A 14,441-nucleotide genomic window follows, 5' to 3' on the forward strand; every position below is an offset into this window, starting at 1 on the left:
ATTGTGTCCGCCAGACACCCTGCGGTCGTCAGCGCCGTGTGGAGATCGCGGTCGTGCTTGCGGCCGTTGTCGTGACGACACCCGAGGCCGGTCGGCGGCCTGCCGACCGCACCGTCAGAGGATGCGGCGGACCCAGCCGTGCGGGTCGTCGACCTTGCCGCGCTGGAGGTCGACGAGCTGCTGGCGCAGGGCCGTCGTGACCCGGCCGGGCTCGCCGCCGCCCACCAGGAACTCGCCGTCGGGGAAGCGCACCCGCCCGATCGGGGTGACGACCGCGGCCGTGCCGCAGGCGAACACCTCGCGGAGCCGACCGCTCGCGGCGTCCGCCTGCCAGTCGGCGAAGCTCACCGGCCGCTCCTCGATCCGGTGCCCGGCGTCGGCGGCCAGGGTGAGCACCGACTCCCGGGTGATGCCGGGCAGGATCGTGCCGGTCAGCGGCGGGGTGACCACGGTGTCGTCGTCGTAGACGAAGAACACGTTCATGCCGCCCAGCTCGTCGACGAAGCGGCGCTCCACCGCGTCCAGGAAGACCACCTGGTCGCAGCCGTGCTCGATCGCCTCGGCCTGCGCCACCAGCGAGGCGGCGTAGTTGCCGCCGCACTTCGCCGCGCCGGTGCCGCCCGGGGCGGCCCGGGTGTAGTCCGGGGAGACCCAGACCGTCACCGGCTTCACCCCGCCGGAGAAGTACGCGCCGACCGGCGAGGCGATCACCACGTAGAGGTACTCGTTGGCGGGCCGGACGCCGAGGAACACCTCGCTGGCGAACATGAACGGTCGCAGGTAGAGGCTGCCGTCCTCGCCCTCGGGGATCCACTCCTGGTCGGTGGCCACGAGCTGACGCAGCGAGTCGACGAACGCCTCCTCGGGCAGCGGCGGCATCGCCATGCGCCGGGCGGAGGCGGCGAAGCGGGCGGCGTTGGCCTCCGGACGGAACAGGGTGACCCCGCCGTCGGCCGTCCGGTAGGCCTTCAGCCCCTCGAAGATCTCCTGCGCGTAGTGCAGCACCGCGGCGGCCGGGTCCATCGGAATCGGCGCCCGGGCCTCGACCCGGGCGTCGTACCAACCCTTGCCGTCGGCGTAGCGGATGGTGACCATGTGGTCGGTGAAGACCCGGCCGAAACCCGGGTTGGCCAGCAGGGCGGCCCGGTCGGCGACGGATACCGGCGCGGGATTCGGACGGATCTCGAAGTCGAGCTTGTCACCACCGCTCATCGCGCTGACCTCCCTGCGGGACTACGGCACACGGGTCCGCATGCCGAGAAATCTGGTGCGAGAAACTTACCCCGAACGGTCGTTCAGCGGGTAGCGCCGCCCGGGCGTACCGGCAGCACCGGACGGGTGTAGGCCGCCGGGCCGGGGTGCGGCCGGGCGGCGTGATCGGGATTTCGGGACGGGTGGCCGGCGGCCTCAGGAGGTGGCGTACCCGGCCAGCCGGTCGCCGACCTCCTCGGTGCGCAGTGCCGCGCCCGGGGCCCGCCCGGCCAGCTCCACGCCCACCGCCGCGGTGACCCGGGCGGCGGCGTCGGCGTGCCCGAGCTGGTCGAGCAGCAGGGCCGCCGAGAGTACGGCCGCCACCGGGTCGGCCACGCCGCGCCCGGCGATGTCCGGCGCCGAGCCGTGTACCGGCTCGAACATCGAGGGGTACGCCCCCTCGGGGTTGATGCTGCTGCTGGCCGCCAGCCCGATCCCGCCGGTGACGGCGGCGGCGATGTCGGTGAGGATGTCGCCGAACAGGTTGTCGGTGACCACCACGTCGTAGCGCTGCGGCTGGGTGACCAGGAACATCGCGGCGGCGTCGACGTGCTGGTACTCCGTGGCCACGTCGGGGTGCTCGGCCGCCACGGCCTCGAACGCGCGCGCCCACAACGAACCGGCGTGGGTGAGCACGTTGGTCTTGTGCACGAGGGTGACCTTGCGCCGCTCCCGGCGCGCGGCGCGGGCGAAGGCGTCGCGGATCACCCGCTCCACGCCGTGCCGCGTGTTCAGGCTCTCCTCGGTGGCGACCTCCGCCGGGGTGCCCCGGTGCAGCGCGCCACCGGCGCCGGCGTAGAGGCCCTCGGTGCCCTCGCGGACGACCACCAGGTCGACCTCGCCGGGCTTGACGCTCGCCAGCGGCCCGGCCACGCCGGGCCAGAGCCGCGACGGGCGCAGGTTGACGTACTGGTCGAAGGCGAAGCGCAGCTTGAGCAGCAGGCCCCGCTCCAGCACGCCCGGCGGCACGGTCGGGTCGCCGACGGCGCCGAGCAGGATCGCGTCGTGCCCGGCCAGCTCGGTCAGCACCGAGTCGGGCAGCACCTCGCCGGTGCGGTGCCAGCGGGCGGCGCCGAGGTCGTACTCGGTGGCGTCCACCCCCGGCAGCACGGCGTCGATGACCTTGCGGGCCTGCGCGACCACCTCGGGTCCGATGCCGTCCCCGGCCACCACCGCGATCCGTGCCACGTCCCTGTGCTCCCTCGCCTCGCCGTTTCGTCCGACCGTACGCCGCCGTCCCGCCTCCCGGTACGGACCTTCCAGAATGCGGGAAAGGAGGATGCACAGGATCCTCCCAGGTGGCATTCATGGTGGGGTCATCTCCGCTGCCTAGCGTGGTGACGAGCGGGTCAACGGGGGCCCGTGACGGAGGCCGCGAGGACGCGGCCGGCGTCAGCGAGGGAGCAGCGTCATGCGGATCGACCAGCAGCCACGGACCCGGTGGGTGGACCAGTCGGCCTTCCAGCCGCGCCGGCCGGACCTGCGGCTGGGCGCCCGCAGCCACCGCGTGGACCGGCCCGGCACGGTCGGCGGGGACCGCATCGCCGTCCAGCACGCCGTAAGGACCTCCACGGCGGAATACTCGCTGCTGCTCAACGCCCCCGAGTGGCTGGGCCGCCGCGGTGTCGGGGAGGCGCTGCGGGACGCGGTGGCGGAGCTGCGGGCGATCGACCTCACCTACGGCCCGACCCGGCCGGAGAGCCTGGTCTCCCGGCTGCGCCGGGGCGAGATCAGCCCCGATTCGTACCCGCCGCTGGCCGACCTGGTGGACCGCTGCGCGGCGATGCGGGCGGCCACCGACGGCTGGTTCGACGCCTGGGCGGTGCCCGGCGGCTTCGACCCCGGCGGCCTGCTCGGCGGGTGGGCGGTGGAGCGCGCCGCCGCCCGGCTGCGCGCCGCCGGCGTCCACGACTACGCCGTGCTCAGCGGCGCCGACCTGGTCGTCCGCGGGCACGCGGCGCACGGCGGCCCGTGGCGGGTGGCGGTGCACCACCCGACGGACCAGCACCGGGCGCCGCTCGTGCTGGAGATGACCGCGGGCGCGATCGGCACCTCGGGGGTGAGCGGCCGGCAGGGGCACGTGGTGGACCCGCACACCGGGGAGCCCGCCGACCAGCTGGTCGCCGCGACGGTGGTCGGGCCGGACCTCGCCGTCGCCGACGCCTACGCCACCGCGCTCTACGCCGCCGGGCCGGCCGGGCTGGACTGGTTCCGCGACGGGTCGGACTACCGCGCGCTCTTCGCCCACCGCCGCTGAACGGTCTCGCGTCGCCCTCGGGAGCGGGCCGGACGCGCGATCGGCCCCCACGGTCTCGGCAACGATCGTGAGGGCCGGTCAGCGACGAGTGCGCGTGGCTCGCGCAATCGAGGGGTGCGGGCCGGTCGGCCGGACGTCGACCTCGCCACCCGAAGACGGGCCCACGCCGCGAGCTCGGCCAGTGACCGCACCGATACGCTAGCGAATCGACGCAACTCAACGCAAGGGTCTCCACTGCGGACCGTCGCGACAGGAGCGTGCCGATCCGGCGGCGGGCCGATTTCGACGCGGTGAACGGCGGATGGCACGCTGTCCGCCGTGAGTTTCGATCTGAGCGTGTGGGCCCTGGCGGACGGGGCGACACCCGAGGACGTGCGGGCGGCGGTGCTGCGGTGCCGGCAGGGACAGCACGTCGACCGGTACCCGGACCCGCGGGTGGTGGCGTTCTACCGCGCCATCACCGGCAGCTACCCGGACCGGCCGGCCGGCCCCGGCACCCCGTGGGCGGTGGCGCCGCTGCATGCGGCCAGCGACCACGTCGAGCTGAACCTGCACCCGACCTGCGAGGACCAGGTGCTGCTCGACATCGAACGGCTGGCCGGCGCGTACGACCTGATGCTCTTCGACGCGCAGGACGGCTCGGTCTACCCGCCGCCGGCCCGACTGCCCGGCTGACCACTGCCCGAGTACGACGAGGGGCCCGGCGGATCCGCCGGGCCCCCGCTGTCGCGCGTTCAGGTCACTCGTCGCGCAGGTCCGCCGCGCTGGCCGCGACCGCGCCGATCGAGTCCGCCGCCGAGGTGAGCAGGTCGGCGCCGAGCGCCTGGTCGACCGTGAGGGTCATCAGGGTCTCGCCGCCGGCCTCGCGGCGGGCCACCTGCATCGCCGCGATGTTGACGCCGGCCTCGCCGAGCAGCGTGCCGACCGTGCCGACCACGCCCGGGCGGTCGACGTAGCGCAGGAAGACCAGGATGCCCTCCGCGCCGATCTCCACGTCGAAGCCGTCGACCTCGGTGAGCTTGATGACGTCGCGGCCGCCGGCGGTGGTCACCGTGCCGGAGACGCTGACCGTACGGCCGTCGGGCAGCGCGCCGCGGACGGTGACCAGGCTGGGGTGGTCGACCGCGTCGGTCTGGGCGACCAGCGTGACCTCGACCCCGCGCTCGGCGGCCAGGTGCGGCGCGTTGACGTAGGTGACCTGCTCCTCGACCACCGAGCTGAACAGCCCCTTGGTGGCGGCGAGCTTCAGCACCGACACGTCGTGGTTGACGATCTCGCCGCGCACCTCGACGGTGACGCTGGCGGCGACCCCGCCCGCGACGGCGGTGAAGGCCCGGCCGAGCTTCTCGGCCAGCGGCAGCAGCGGCCGCACGTCCTCGGCGACCACGCCACCGGCCTGCACGTTCACGGCGTCCGGCACGAACTCGCCCTGGAGCGCCAGCTTCACGCTCTTGGCCACGGCCAGGCCGGCCTTGTCCTGCGCCTCGCCGGTGGAGGCGCCCAGGTGCGGGGTGGCGACCACGTTGTCGAAGGCGAACAGCGGCGAGGAGGTGCAGGGCTCCTTGGCGTAGACGTCCACGCCCGCGCCGGCCACCCGGCCCTCGGCGATCGCGTCGGCCAGGGCCTGCTCGTCGACGAGCCCGCCCCGGGCGGCGTTGACGATCCGGACGCCGGGCTTGACGACGGCCAGCTCCTTCTCACCGATCAGGCCGACGGTCTCCGGGGTCTTCGGCAGGTGGATCGAGATGAAGTCGCTCTCCCGCAGCAGCTCCTCCAGGCCCACCAGGCGGACGCCGAGCTGGGCCGCGCGGGCCGGCTGGATGTAGGGGTCGTACGCGATCAGCCGGGTGCCGAAGGCGGCGATCCGCTGGGCGAAGAGCACGCCGATGCGGCCGAGGCCGACCACGCCGACGGTCTTGCCCTGGATCTCGACGCCGGTGTACTTCGACCGCTTCCACTCCCCCGCCTTCAGCGCGGCGCTGGCGCTGGCGGTGTTGCGGGCCACGGCGAGCAGCAGCGCGAGGGCCTGCTCGGCGGCGGAGACGATGTTCGAGGTGGGGGCGTTGACGACCATGACGCCCCGCGCGGTGGCGGCCGGCACCTCGACGTTGTCCAGACCCACGCCCGCCCGGGCGACGACCTTCAGCCGGGGCGCGGCGGCAATCGCCTCGGCGTCGATCTGGGTGGCGCTGCGCACGATGACGGCGTCGGCCTCGGAGAGCGCCGAGAGCAGGGCCGGACGGTCGGTGCCGTCGACGTGCCGGACGTCGAAGTCGTGGGCGAGCACCTCGATGGCGGCGGGTGCGAGTTCTTCGGCGATCAGTACGACAGGAGTCATTGGTCCTCGTAGTTGTCGTCAGAGCGGTGGGCCGGGCTGCGGGACGCCGCGCTGCGCCCTGCGCTGATCCGGGCCATGGCCGTCAGGTGCCGGCTACGCACCTACCCCGCGATCGTAGGGGGCCGGCCGGCCGGCATGTCCCGGACTACGGGGTGAGTGCCCTCACAACGGGTGACGGCCCGCCGGTGAACAGCGTGTGACGGGCGCGTGGGGTCGCCCCGGCGTGGCGGGGCGGGTGTGCCGGTCGGTTCGGCCGGCGCGGCGAGCGGCGGGGTGGTGCGGACAGGCAGCGGCCCGGTCCGGGCGCCGGGGAGAGCGCCCGGGCCGGGCCGCCGGGGGTGTGTCTCAGGCGGTCTCGGTGATCGGGCGGTCGACCCAGCTCATCATGCCGCGCAGCTTGCTGCCGGTCTCCTCGATCGGGTGCGCCGCGCCCTCGGCCTGCCACTTGCTGAAGTTGGGCCGGCCGGCCTCGTCCTCGGCCACCCACTCCCGGGCGAACTCGCCGGACTGGACCTCGCTGAGGATCTTGCGCATCTCCTCCTTGACCCGGGCGTCGATGACGCGCGGGCCGCGGGAGAGGTCGCCGTACTCGGCCGTGTCGGAGATGCTGTAACGCATCTTCGCGATGCCGCCCTCGTACATGAGGTCGACGATCAGCTTCAGCTCGTGCAGGCACTCGAAGTAGGCCACCTCAGGGGCGTAGCCCGCCTCGGTGAGCACCTCGAAGCCGGTCTGCACGAGCGCCGCCGCGCCGCCGCAGAGCACCGCCTGCTCGCCGAAGAGGTCGGTCTCGGTCTCCTCGGTGAAGGTGGTCCGGATGACGCCGGCCCGGGTGCCGCCGATGCCCTTGGCGTACGACAGGGCCAGCGCGAGGGCGCTGCCGCTGGCGTCCTGCTCGACGGCGACCAGGCAGGGCACGCCCTTGCCGTCGGCGTACTGGCGGCGGACCAGGTGACCCGGGCCCTTCGGCGCGACCATCGCCACGTCCACGTCGGCCGGGGGCTTGATCAGGCCGTAGCGGATGTTGAAGCCGTGGCCGAAGAAGAGTGCCTTGCCCGGGGCCAGGTTCGGCGCGATCGACTCGGCGTAGATGCTGCGCTGGGCGGTGTCCGGTGCGAGGATCATGATGACGTCGGCCTCGGCCGCCGCCTCGGCCGGCGTGAGGACGCGCAGGCCCTGCTCCTCGGCCTTGACCCGGCTCTTGGAGGCCTCCGGCAGACCGATCACCACGTCGACTCCGGAGTCGCGCAGCGACAGCGCGTGGGCGTGGCCCTGGCTGCCGTACCCGATCACCGCGACCTTCCGGCCCTGGATCAGGCCCAGGTCGGCATCGTCGTCGTAGTACACCTCAACGCTCATGATCTCCCTTTCGTACGGCGGCCCGGGCGGCCCGTCGTGGATCTGTGCGGTCCCAGGCGGCGCGACGCGCCGGCACTGGTCGGGGCGGTCCCGGCCGGCGCCCCGCGCCGGCCGGGTCGGGGTCAGGCGGCCCGGAGCGAGGGCCCGGCGGTGATGGAGCGCGAGCCGCGCCCGATTGCCACCAGCCCGGACTGGACCATCTCCTTGATTCCGAACGGTTCGAGGTCGCGCAGCAGCGCGTCGAGCTTGTCCGGGGTGCCGGTGGCCTCGATGGTCAGCGTGTCCGGCGCCACGTCGACCACCCGGGCCCGGAACAGGCCGACCGTCTCCAGCACCTGGGCCCGGGCGGCGCGGTCGGCGCGCACCTTGACCAGGAGCAGTTCCCGGGCGACCGAGACCTGCGGGTCCAGCTCGACGATCTTGAGCACGTTGACCAGCTTGTTGAGCTGCTTGGTGACCTGTTCCAGCGGGGACGACTCGGCGTTGACCACGATGGTGATCCGCGAGACGTCCGGGTTCTCGGTCTCCCCGACGGCGAGACTGTCGATGTTGAAGCCGCGCCGGGAGAACAGCCCGGAGACCCGGGCCAGGACGCCCGGCTTGTTCTCCACCAGGACGCTCAGGGTGTGCATTGTCATGCCACGACCTCGCTCCGCTCGGTCGTGCCCTGACGCGGCACGGGACTGAGCCTGATGATTCGCTCGCGTTGCTCGCTCATGTCAGATGTCATCCTCGTCGAAGGCCGGGCGGACGCCCCGGGCGAACATGATCTCGTCGTTGCTGGTGCCGGCGGCGACCATCGGCCACACCATGGCGTCCTTGCCGACGACGAAGTCGATGACCACCGGTGCGTCGTCGATGGCCATCGCGGCGGCGATGGTCCGCTCGACGTCCTCGGCGTTCTCGCAGCGCAGGCCCACGCAGCCGAGCGCCTCCGCGAGCTTCAGGAAGTCGGGGATGCGGTGCTTGTGGGTGCCGAGGTCGGTGTTGGAGTAGCGCTCCCCGTAGAACAGGGTCTGCCACTGCCGCACCATGCCGAGGTTGCCGTTGTTGATCACGGCGATCTTGACCGGGATGCCCTCCAGCGCGCAGGTGGCCAGCTCCTGGTTGGTCATCTGGAAGCAGCCGTCGCCGTCGATCGCCCACACCACCGTGTCCGGCTTGCCGACCTTGGCGCCCATCGCCGCCGGCACCGCGTAGCCCATCGTGCCGAGGCCGCCGGAGTTCAACCAGGTGTACGGCTTCTCGTAGGAGATGAACTGCGAGGCCCACATCTGGTGCTGGCCGACCCCCGCCACGTAGATCGCGTCCGGGCCGACGAGCTCGCCGAGCCGCTTGATCACGTACTGCGGGGAGAGGGTGCCGTCGGCCGGCTCCTCGTAGCCCAGCGGGTACCGGTTGCGCAGGTCGTCGAGCTGGGTCCACCAGTCGGCGAGGTCGGCGCGCCGGCCGGCCGCCTGCTCGTTGGTCACCGCCGCGATCAGCTCGTCGATGACGTGCCGGGCGTCGCCGACGATCGGGACGTCCGCGTGCCGGTTCTTGCCGATCTCGGCCGGGTCGATGTCGGCGTGCACCACCGCCGCGTCCGGGGCGAACGAGTCCAGCTTGCCGGTGACCCGGTCGTCGAAGCGGGCACCCAGGGCCACGATCAGGTCGGCCTTCTGCAGGCCGTAGACCGCGGAGACCGTGCCGTGCATGCCGGGCATGCCCAGGTGCTGCGGGTGCGAGTCGGGGAACGCGCCGAGCGCCATCAGCGTGGTGACCACCGGGATCCCGGTCAGCTCGGCCAACCGGCGCAGCCCCTCCGTGGCGCCGGCCTTCAGCACGCCGCCGCCGACGTAGAGCACCGGGCGCCGGGCGGTGGCCATCAGCCGGGCCGCCTCGCGGATCTGCTTGCCATGCGGGTGCAGGGTCGGACGGTAGCCGGGCAGGTCCAGCGTCGGCGGCCAGGTGAAGGTGGTGGGCGCCTGGAGGACGTCCTTGGGGATGTCGACCAGGACCGGCCCGGGTCGGCCGGTGGCGGCCAGGTGGAACGCCTCGGCCAGCACCCGGGGGATCTCCTCGGCCTCCTGCACCAGGAAGTTGTGCTTGGTGATCGGCAGGGTGATGCCCTGGATGTCCGCCTCCTGGAAGGCGTCCGTGCCGATCGAGGGCCGCGCGACCTGACCGGTGATCGCCACGATCGGCACCGAGTCCATGTACGCGTCGGCGATCGGGGTGACCAGGTTCGTCGCGCCGGGACCGGAGGTGGCCATGCAGACGCCCACCCGGCCGGTCGCCTGGGCGTAGCCCGTCGCCGCGTGCCCGGCGCCCTGCTCGTGGCGGACCAGGATGTGCCGGACGGTGGAGTCGTAGAGCGGGTCGTACGCCGGCAGGATGGCGCCGCCCGGGATGCCGAAGACGACGTCGACGCCGAGCGCCTCGAGGGACCGCACGAGCGAGCCGGCACCGCTGACCTGGGCCGGGGCGGGTGTGCGTACCCCCGGGACGGCCGGGGTGGCCGCGGCGCGGGCGGCGCCGGCGGGCTCGGCGTCGCTCGCGGGCTCGGCGACCGTGCGGGCCCGCCGGGCGGAGTGGGCGAGTGTCTCTGGCGTGGGTCTCGTCATGGCGGTTCAGGCCTTCGGCTGGAGTGGGTGCGGCTGTTCGAGCGGGTGACGCGGGCGACGCCCGGCGTCGATGGGTCCGACGGCAACAAAAAAGCCCTCGTGCAGGATGCACGGGGCCAGCGCACTCTCGACTTGGAGAGTGCGCTCAGGTAAGTACTCGCAGCGACCGGTACGACGACATGCGGCAAGCCTGACGCATCTCACGCGATGAGTCAACTGATCCCACATGTTGGTTAACGGGGCGTCGGATTTCACCCGTCCGGGGCGCTAGGAACCCCGCTCCACCTGCGCGGACCCCTGCCGGGAGGGGCGCGGGGCGGGCAGCGTCGGCAGCCGCCGGGGCGGCGGCGACGCGGGTGGGCCGGCCGCCGCCGGGGCCGGGGCCGGGCGGGCCCCCGGGGACGTGGCCGCCTCCAGCATGGCCTCCAGGTGCTCGGCCGGCACTCCCCAGCCGAAGAGCGCTCCCTGGCCGAACCGGCAGCCGGCGGCGACCACGGCGGCCAGCTCCGTCGGCGTGGTCACCCCCTCGGCGATGACCTCCAGGCCGAACTGGTGGCCGAGCCGCATGACGATGTCGACCATCGGCGCGAACGCCGGGCCGTCCGCCGGCCGCACCGGCTCGTGCTCCGCGACCAGGCCGTGGTCGATCTTGAGGATGTCGATCGGCAGCCGGCGCAGCTGGCCGAGCGAGGAGTAGCCGGCGCCGAAGTCGTCCAACGCGATCCGGACACCGGTCAGCCGCAGGGCCGTCAGCCGCCGGATCAGCTCGTCCAGGTCCGTCGCGACGGCGTGCTCGGTGACCTCCAGCACCAGCCGCTGCGGCGGCACGCGGTGGGCGCGCAGCGCCTCGGCGACCTGGACCACGTACTCCGGGGCGTGCAGCTCGCGGGGGGACACGTTGACCGAGACCCAGACGTCGTGGCCGTCGGCCAGCCAGCGGGAGAGCTGGTGGCACGCCTGGTGCAGCACCCAGGCGCCCAGCTTGGCGATCATCCCGCACTCCTCGGCCAGCGGGATGAACTCGTCCGGGCCGACGTTGCCCAGCACGGGATGGCGCCAGCGCAGCAGCGCCTCCGCGCCGACCGGGCGCACCGAGGGCAGCGACGCCACCGGCTGGAACGCCAGGCGCAGCTCGTCGCGCTCGATCGCGCCGCGCAGCTCGTGCTCCACCGTGGTACGCCGGCGCAGCAACTGGTCGTACGCGGCGTCGTAGCGCTCGATCCGGTTCTTGCCGCGCTGCTTGGCGTAGCGCAGCGCCAGGTCGGCGTGGCGCAGCAGCAGCTCCACGTCGGGCTCGCCCGTCCAGCCGGCCACCCCGATGCTCACCGACAGGAAGACCGGCCCCTCCGGCTGGTCGTAGGCGCGCCCGAGCACGCCCAGCAGGCGCTCGGCGACCCGGTCCGCGTCGGCGGGCTGGCCGTGCATCAGCACCGCGAACTCGTCGCCGCCGAGCCGGGCCGCCACGTCGCCGGGGCGCAGGTTGGCGCGCAGCCGCTCGCCGACCTCGGCCAGCACCGCGTCGCCCACGTCGTGGCCGCGCATGTCGTTGACGTGCTTGAAGCCGTCGAGGTCGAGCCCGAGCAGCACGCAGGGGGCGCCGGCCTCGGCGCACCGGTGCAGCGCCTGCAACAGCCCCCGCCGGTTGGCCAGCGCGGTCAACTGGTCGGTGTGCGCCAGCTCGCGGAAGTGCGCCTCCCGCTCGGCCAGCCGCCGCGCGTAGCCGCGCACGTCGTGCAGCGTCAGGTACTGCCGGGTCACCAGGGCGAAGCCCTCCACGCTGCCGGCGACGATGCCCAGCGCGTCGAACCGGCCGTCCTGGAGCAGGTGGTACATCGCCGAGGCGGCCATGGCGAACATCGGGACGAACGCGTACGCGCCGTCGCGGCGGATCAGGTCGGGGGCCGGCCGGTCCGCCGCGTCCGGCCGGCGGGCGGCCGACGCGGCGGCGACCAGGCCGGCGGCGAGCACGCCCGCCCCGACCAGCGCCATGCCCGGCCCGGCCTGGCAGAGCCCGGTGGCGATGCCGAGCCCGCCGCAGGTGACGGCGGTGGCGCCGGCGCCGAGCCGGGCGGCGCGGCCGCGCGGCGGCGGGGCACGGAAGGCCACGATCAGGGCGAGCCCGGCGGTCAGGGCCGCGCTGACCGTGGCGAGCAGGATCGGCACGCAGGCCACCGGGGTGGCGTCGCCGAGCAGCCGGGTGGGCTCGGAGAAGATCACCCAACCGACGAACCACAACGCCGTCGCCACCACCAGGCCGTCGAGCGCCAGTCGGGCGGTGGCCGCCGCCGTGGCGGCCACGCCGGGCAGCCGGAGCAGCCCGGCGGAGAAGACCAGCCCGCTGACCGCCGTGCCGATCGACACGACGCCGGCCCAGCCCATGCGCCGGTCCGGCGCCTGCCCCGCGTGCCCGGCGACGGAGAGCGCCACGGCCACCCCGACCAGCAGGGTGACCAGCGCCACCCCGGACGCGGCGGCGAGCAGCGCGTACGCCTGCCGGTGCGGCCCGGCGCGGCGCAGGGCGCCGGCGGCCGACAGCGCGGTGGCCGCCGCGGCGACCAGCCCGCACAGCACCGCGACCGCGACCATGCCCGGGGGGAACTGCACGTCCCAACTGTGCCGGATGCGTGCGCGGCGTGGGGGCCCGGGTGTGCATCCTTTGGGACACGGCGCGCACGGCGGCCGGCCGCCCCGGCGGCGGTGTCACACTGGTGGGCATGCCTGAGCTGCGGTCGAAGACCTCCACGCACGGTCGGACGATGGCCGGCGCCCGGGCCCTGTGGCGGGCCACCGGGATGACCGACGACGACTTCGGCAAGCCGATCGTCGCCATCGCCAACAGCTTCACCCAGTTCGTACCCGGTCACGTGCACCTCAAGGACATGGGCGGCCTGGTCGCCGAGGCGGTGGCGGAGGCCGGCGGGGTGGGCCGCGAGTTCAACACCATCGCCGTGGACGACGGCATCGCCATGGGCCACGGCGGGATGCTCTACTCCCTGCCCAGCCGGGAGCTGATCGCCGACGCGGTGGAGTACATGGTCAACGCGCACTGCGCCGACGCCCTGGTCTGCATCTCCAACTGCGACAAGATCACCCCGGGCATGCTGCTGGCCGCCCTGCGGCTGAACATCCCGGCCGTCTTCGTCTCCGGCGGGCCGATGGAGGCCGGCAAGACCGTGGCGATCGAGGGCATCGTGCACTCCAAGATCGACCTGATCGACGCGATGATCGCCTCCTCCAACGAGGCCGTCACCGACGACCAGCTCGGCGAGATCGAGCGGTCGGCCTGCCCGACCTGCGGTTCCTGCTCCGGCATGTTCACCGCCAACTCGATGAACTGCCTCACCGAGGCGATCGGCCTGGCGCTGCCGGGCAACGGCTCGACGCTGGCGACCCACGCCGCGCGCCGGTCCCTCTTCGTCGAGGCCGGCCGCACCGTCGTGGAGATCGCCAAGCGGTGGTACGACGGCGACGACGCCTCCGTGCTGCCGCGCGCCGTCGCCAGCCGGGCCGCGTTCGAGAACGCGGTCGCCCTGGACGTGGCGATGGGCGGCTCGACCAACACGATCCTGCACCTGCTCGCCGCCGCCCGCGAGGCCGAGCTGGACTTCGGCGTCGCGGACATCGACGCCGTCTCCCGCCGGGTGCCCTGCCTGGCCAAGGTCGCCCCGAACTCCCCGCAGTACCACATGGAGGACGTGCACCGGGCCGGCGGAATCCCGGCCATCCTCGGCGAACTGGACCGGGCCGGCCTGCTCCACCGGGACGTGCACGCCGTGCACTCCCCCAGCCTGGAGCGCTGGCTCGCCGACTGGGACGTCCGGGGCGGGTCGGCGACGGCGGAGGCGGTCGAGCTGTTCCACGCCGCCCCGGGCGGGGTGCGCACCACCGAGCCGTTCTCCACCACCAACCGCTGGTCGTCGCTGGACACCGACGCGGCCGGGGGCTGCGTACGGGACCTCGCGCACGCCTACAGCGCGGACGGCGGGCTGGCCATCCTGCACGGCAACCTGGCCCCGGAGGGCTGCGTGGTGAAGACCGCCGGGGTGCCCGAGGAGTGCCTGACCTTCCGTGGCCCGGCCAAGGTCTACGAGTCGCAGGACGACGCCGTCGAGGCGATCCTCAACAAGCGGATCGTCGCTGGCGACGTGGTGGTGATCCGCTACGAGGGGCCGAAGGGCGGCCCCGGCATGCAGGAGATGCTCTACCCGACCTCGTTCCTGAAGGGCCGGGGGCTGGGCCACTCCTGCGCGCTGCTCACCGACGGGCGCTTCTCCGGCGGCACCTCCGGGCTCTCCATCGGGCACGTCTCACCGGAGGCGGCCTCCGGCGGGCTGATCGCCCTCGTCGAGTCCGGCGACGAGATCGTCATCGACATCCCGGGCCGGTCGATCGAGCTGAACGTGGCCCCCGACGTGCTGGAGGCCCGCCGCGTCGCGCAGGAGAAGCGCGACAGGCCGTACACCCCGGTCGACCGGCAGCGGCCGGTGTCGGCGGCGCTGCGCGCGTACGCCTCGATGGCGACCTCGGCCAGCGACGGCGCCTACCGCCGCGTCCCGGAGTAGCCGCCACGGCACGACGGAGATCTTGGTGCGGAAGTGCCCCTCCGGGGGCCGTTTCCTGCCAAGATCTC

Annotated in this window: 10 protein-coding genes; 3 read left to right on the forward strand and 7 right to left on the reverse strand. The window is 73.8% G+C overall.

Annotated elements, in window-relative coordinates; genetic code table 11:
• Positions 1-114: 114 nt before the first annotated feature.
• Both ACFHW0_RS04525 and ACFHW0_RS04530 read right to left on the reverse strand, forming a co-directional pair.
• Positions 115-1,212, reverse strand: a complete 1,098-nt coding sequence (locus ACFHW0_RS04525; protein WP_416605620.1) for a branched-chain amino acid aminotransferase — start codon at positions 1,210-1,212, stop codon at positions 115-117.
• A 195-nt stretch (positions 1,213-1,407) separates the two neighbouring features.
• A complete protein-coding gene (locus ACFHW0_RS04530) occupies positions 1,408-2,439 on the reverse strand; it encodes a 3-isopropylmalate dehydrogenase (protein WP_416605621.1) in 1,032 nt (343 codons plus the stop codon).
• Positions 2,440-2,662: 223 nt separating this feature from the next.
• Here ACFHW0_RS04530 and ACFHW0_RS04535 point away from each other — a divergent pair, with 223 nt between their 5' ends.
• Together ACFHW0_RS04535 and ACFHW0_RS04540 are read left to right on the forward strand one after the other, a co-directional pair.
• On the forward strand, positions 2,663-3,508 hold the full coding sequence (locus ACFHW0_RS04535) for an FAD:protein FMN transferase (RefSeq protein WP_416605622.1): 846 nt from the start codon (positions 2,663-2,665) through the stop codon (positions 3,506-3,508).
• Between the two features lie 318 nt (positions 3,509-3,826).
• Entirely contained in the window at positions 3,827-4,183 is a 357-nt protein-coding gene (locus ACFHW0_RS04540; protein ID WP_121396167.1) for a hypothetical protein, read from the forward strand.
• 64 nt (positions 4,184-4,247) lie between these two features.
• Here the strand turns inward: ACFHW0_RS04540 and serA are convergent, their stop codons facing one another.
• From serA to ACFHW0_RS04565, 5 genes are all read right to left on the reverse strand, one after another.
• Positions 4,248-5,846 carry a phosphoglycerate dehydrogenase gene (gene serA / locus ACFHW0_RS04545; protein ID WP_416605623.1) on the reverse strand — a complete coding sequence of 533 codons (1,599 nt, stop codon included), beginning with the start codon at positions 5,844-5,846 and terminating at the stop codon, positions 4,248-4,250.
• Between the two features lie 345 nt (positions 5,847-6,191).
• Positions 6,192-7,205 carry a ketol-acid reductoisomerase gene (ilvC, locus tag ACFHW0_RS04550; protein WP_416605624.1) on the reverse strand — a complete coding sequence of 338 codons (1,014 nt, stop codon included), beginning with the start codon at positions 7,203-7,205 and terminating at the stop codon, positions 6,192-6,194.
• Between the two features lie 122 nt (positions 7,206-7,327).
• Positions 7,328-7,843 (reverse strand): acetolactate synthase small subunit, encoded by a 516-nt coding sequence (gene ilvN, locus ACFHW0_RS04555; RefSeq protein WP_089001623.1) that lies wholly within the window; start codon positions 7,841-7,843, stop codon positions 7,328-7,330.
• Positions 7,844-7,924: 81 nt separating this feature from the next.
• Positions 7,925-9,811 (reverse strand): acetolactate synthase large subunit, encoded by a 1,887-nt coding sequence (locus ACFHW0_RS04560; RefSeq protein WP_416605625.1) that lies wholly within the window; start codon positions 9,809-9,811, stop codon positions 7,925-7,927.
• Between the two features lie 267 nt (positions 9,812-10,078).
• Positions 10,079-12,415: a putative bifunctional diguanylate cyclase/phosphodiesterase gene (locus ACFHW0_RS04565; protein ID WP_416605626.1), complete on the reverse strand. Its 2,337-nt coding sequence runs from the start codon at positions 12,413-12,415 to the stop codon at positions 10,079-10,081.
• Positions 12,416-12,525: 110 nt separating this feature from the next.
• Here ACFHW0_RS04565 and ilvD point away from each other — a divergent pair, with 110 nt between their 5' ends.
• The gene (gene ilvD, locus ACFHW0_RS04570) at positions 12,526-14,373 is read left to right on the forward strand and encodes a dihydroxy-acid dehydratase (protein WP_416605627.1); all 1,848 of its coding nucleotides are present in this window, start codon (positions 12,526-12,528) and stop codon (positions 14,371-14,373) included.
• Positions 14,374-14,441: the final 68 nt, after the last annotated feature.

Source organism: Micromonospora sp. LOL_025 (genome assembly GCF_048060285.1).
Taxonomy (GTDB): Bacteria; Actinomycetota; Actinomycetes; order Mycobacteriales; family Micromonosporaceae; genus Micromonospora.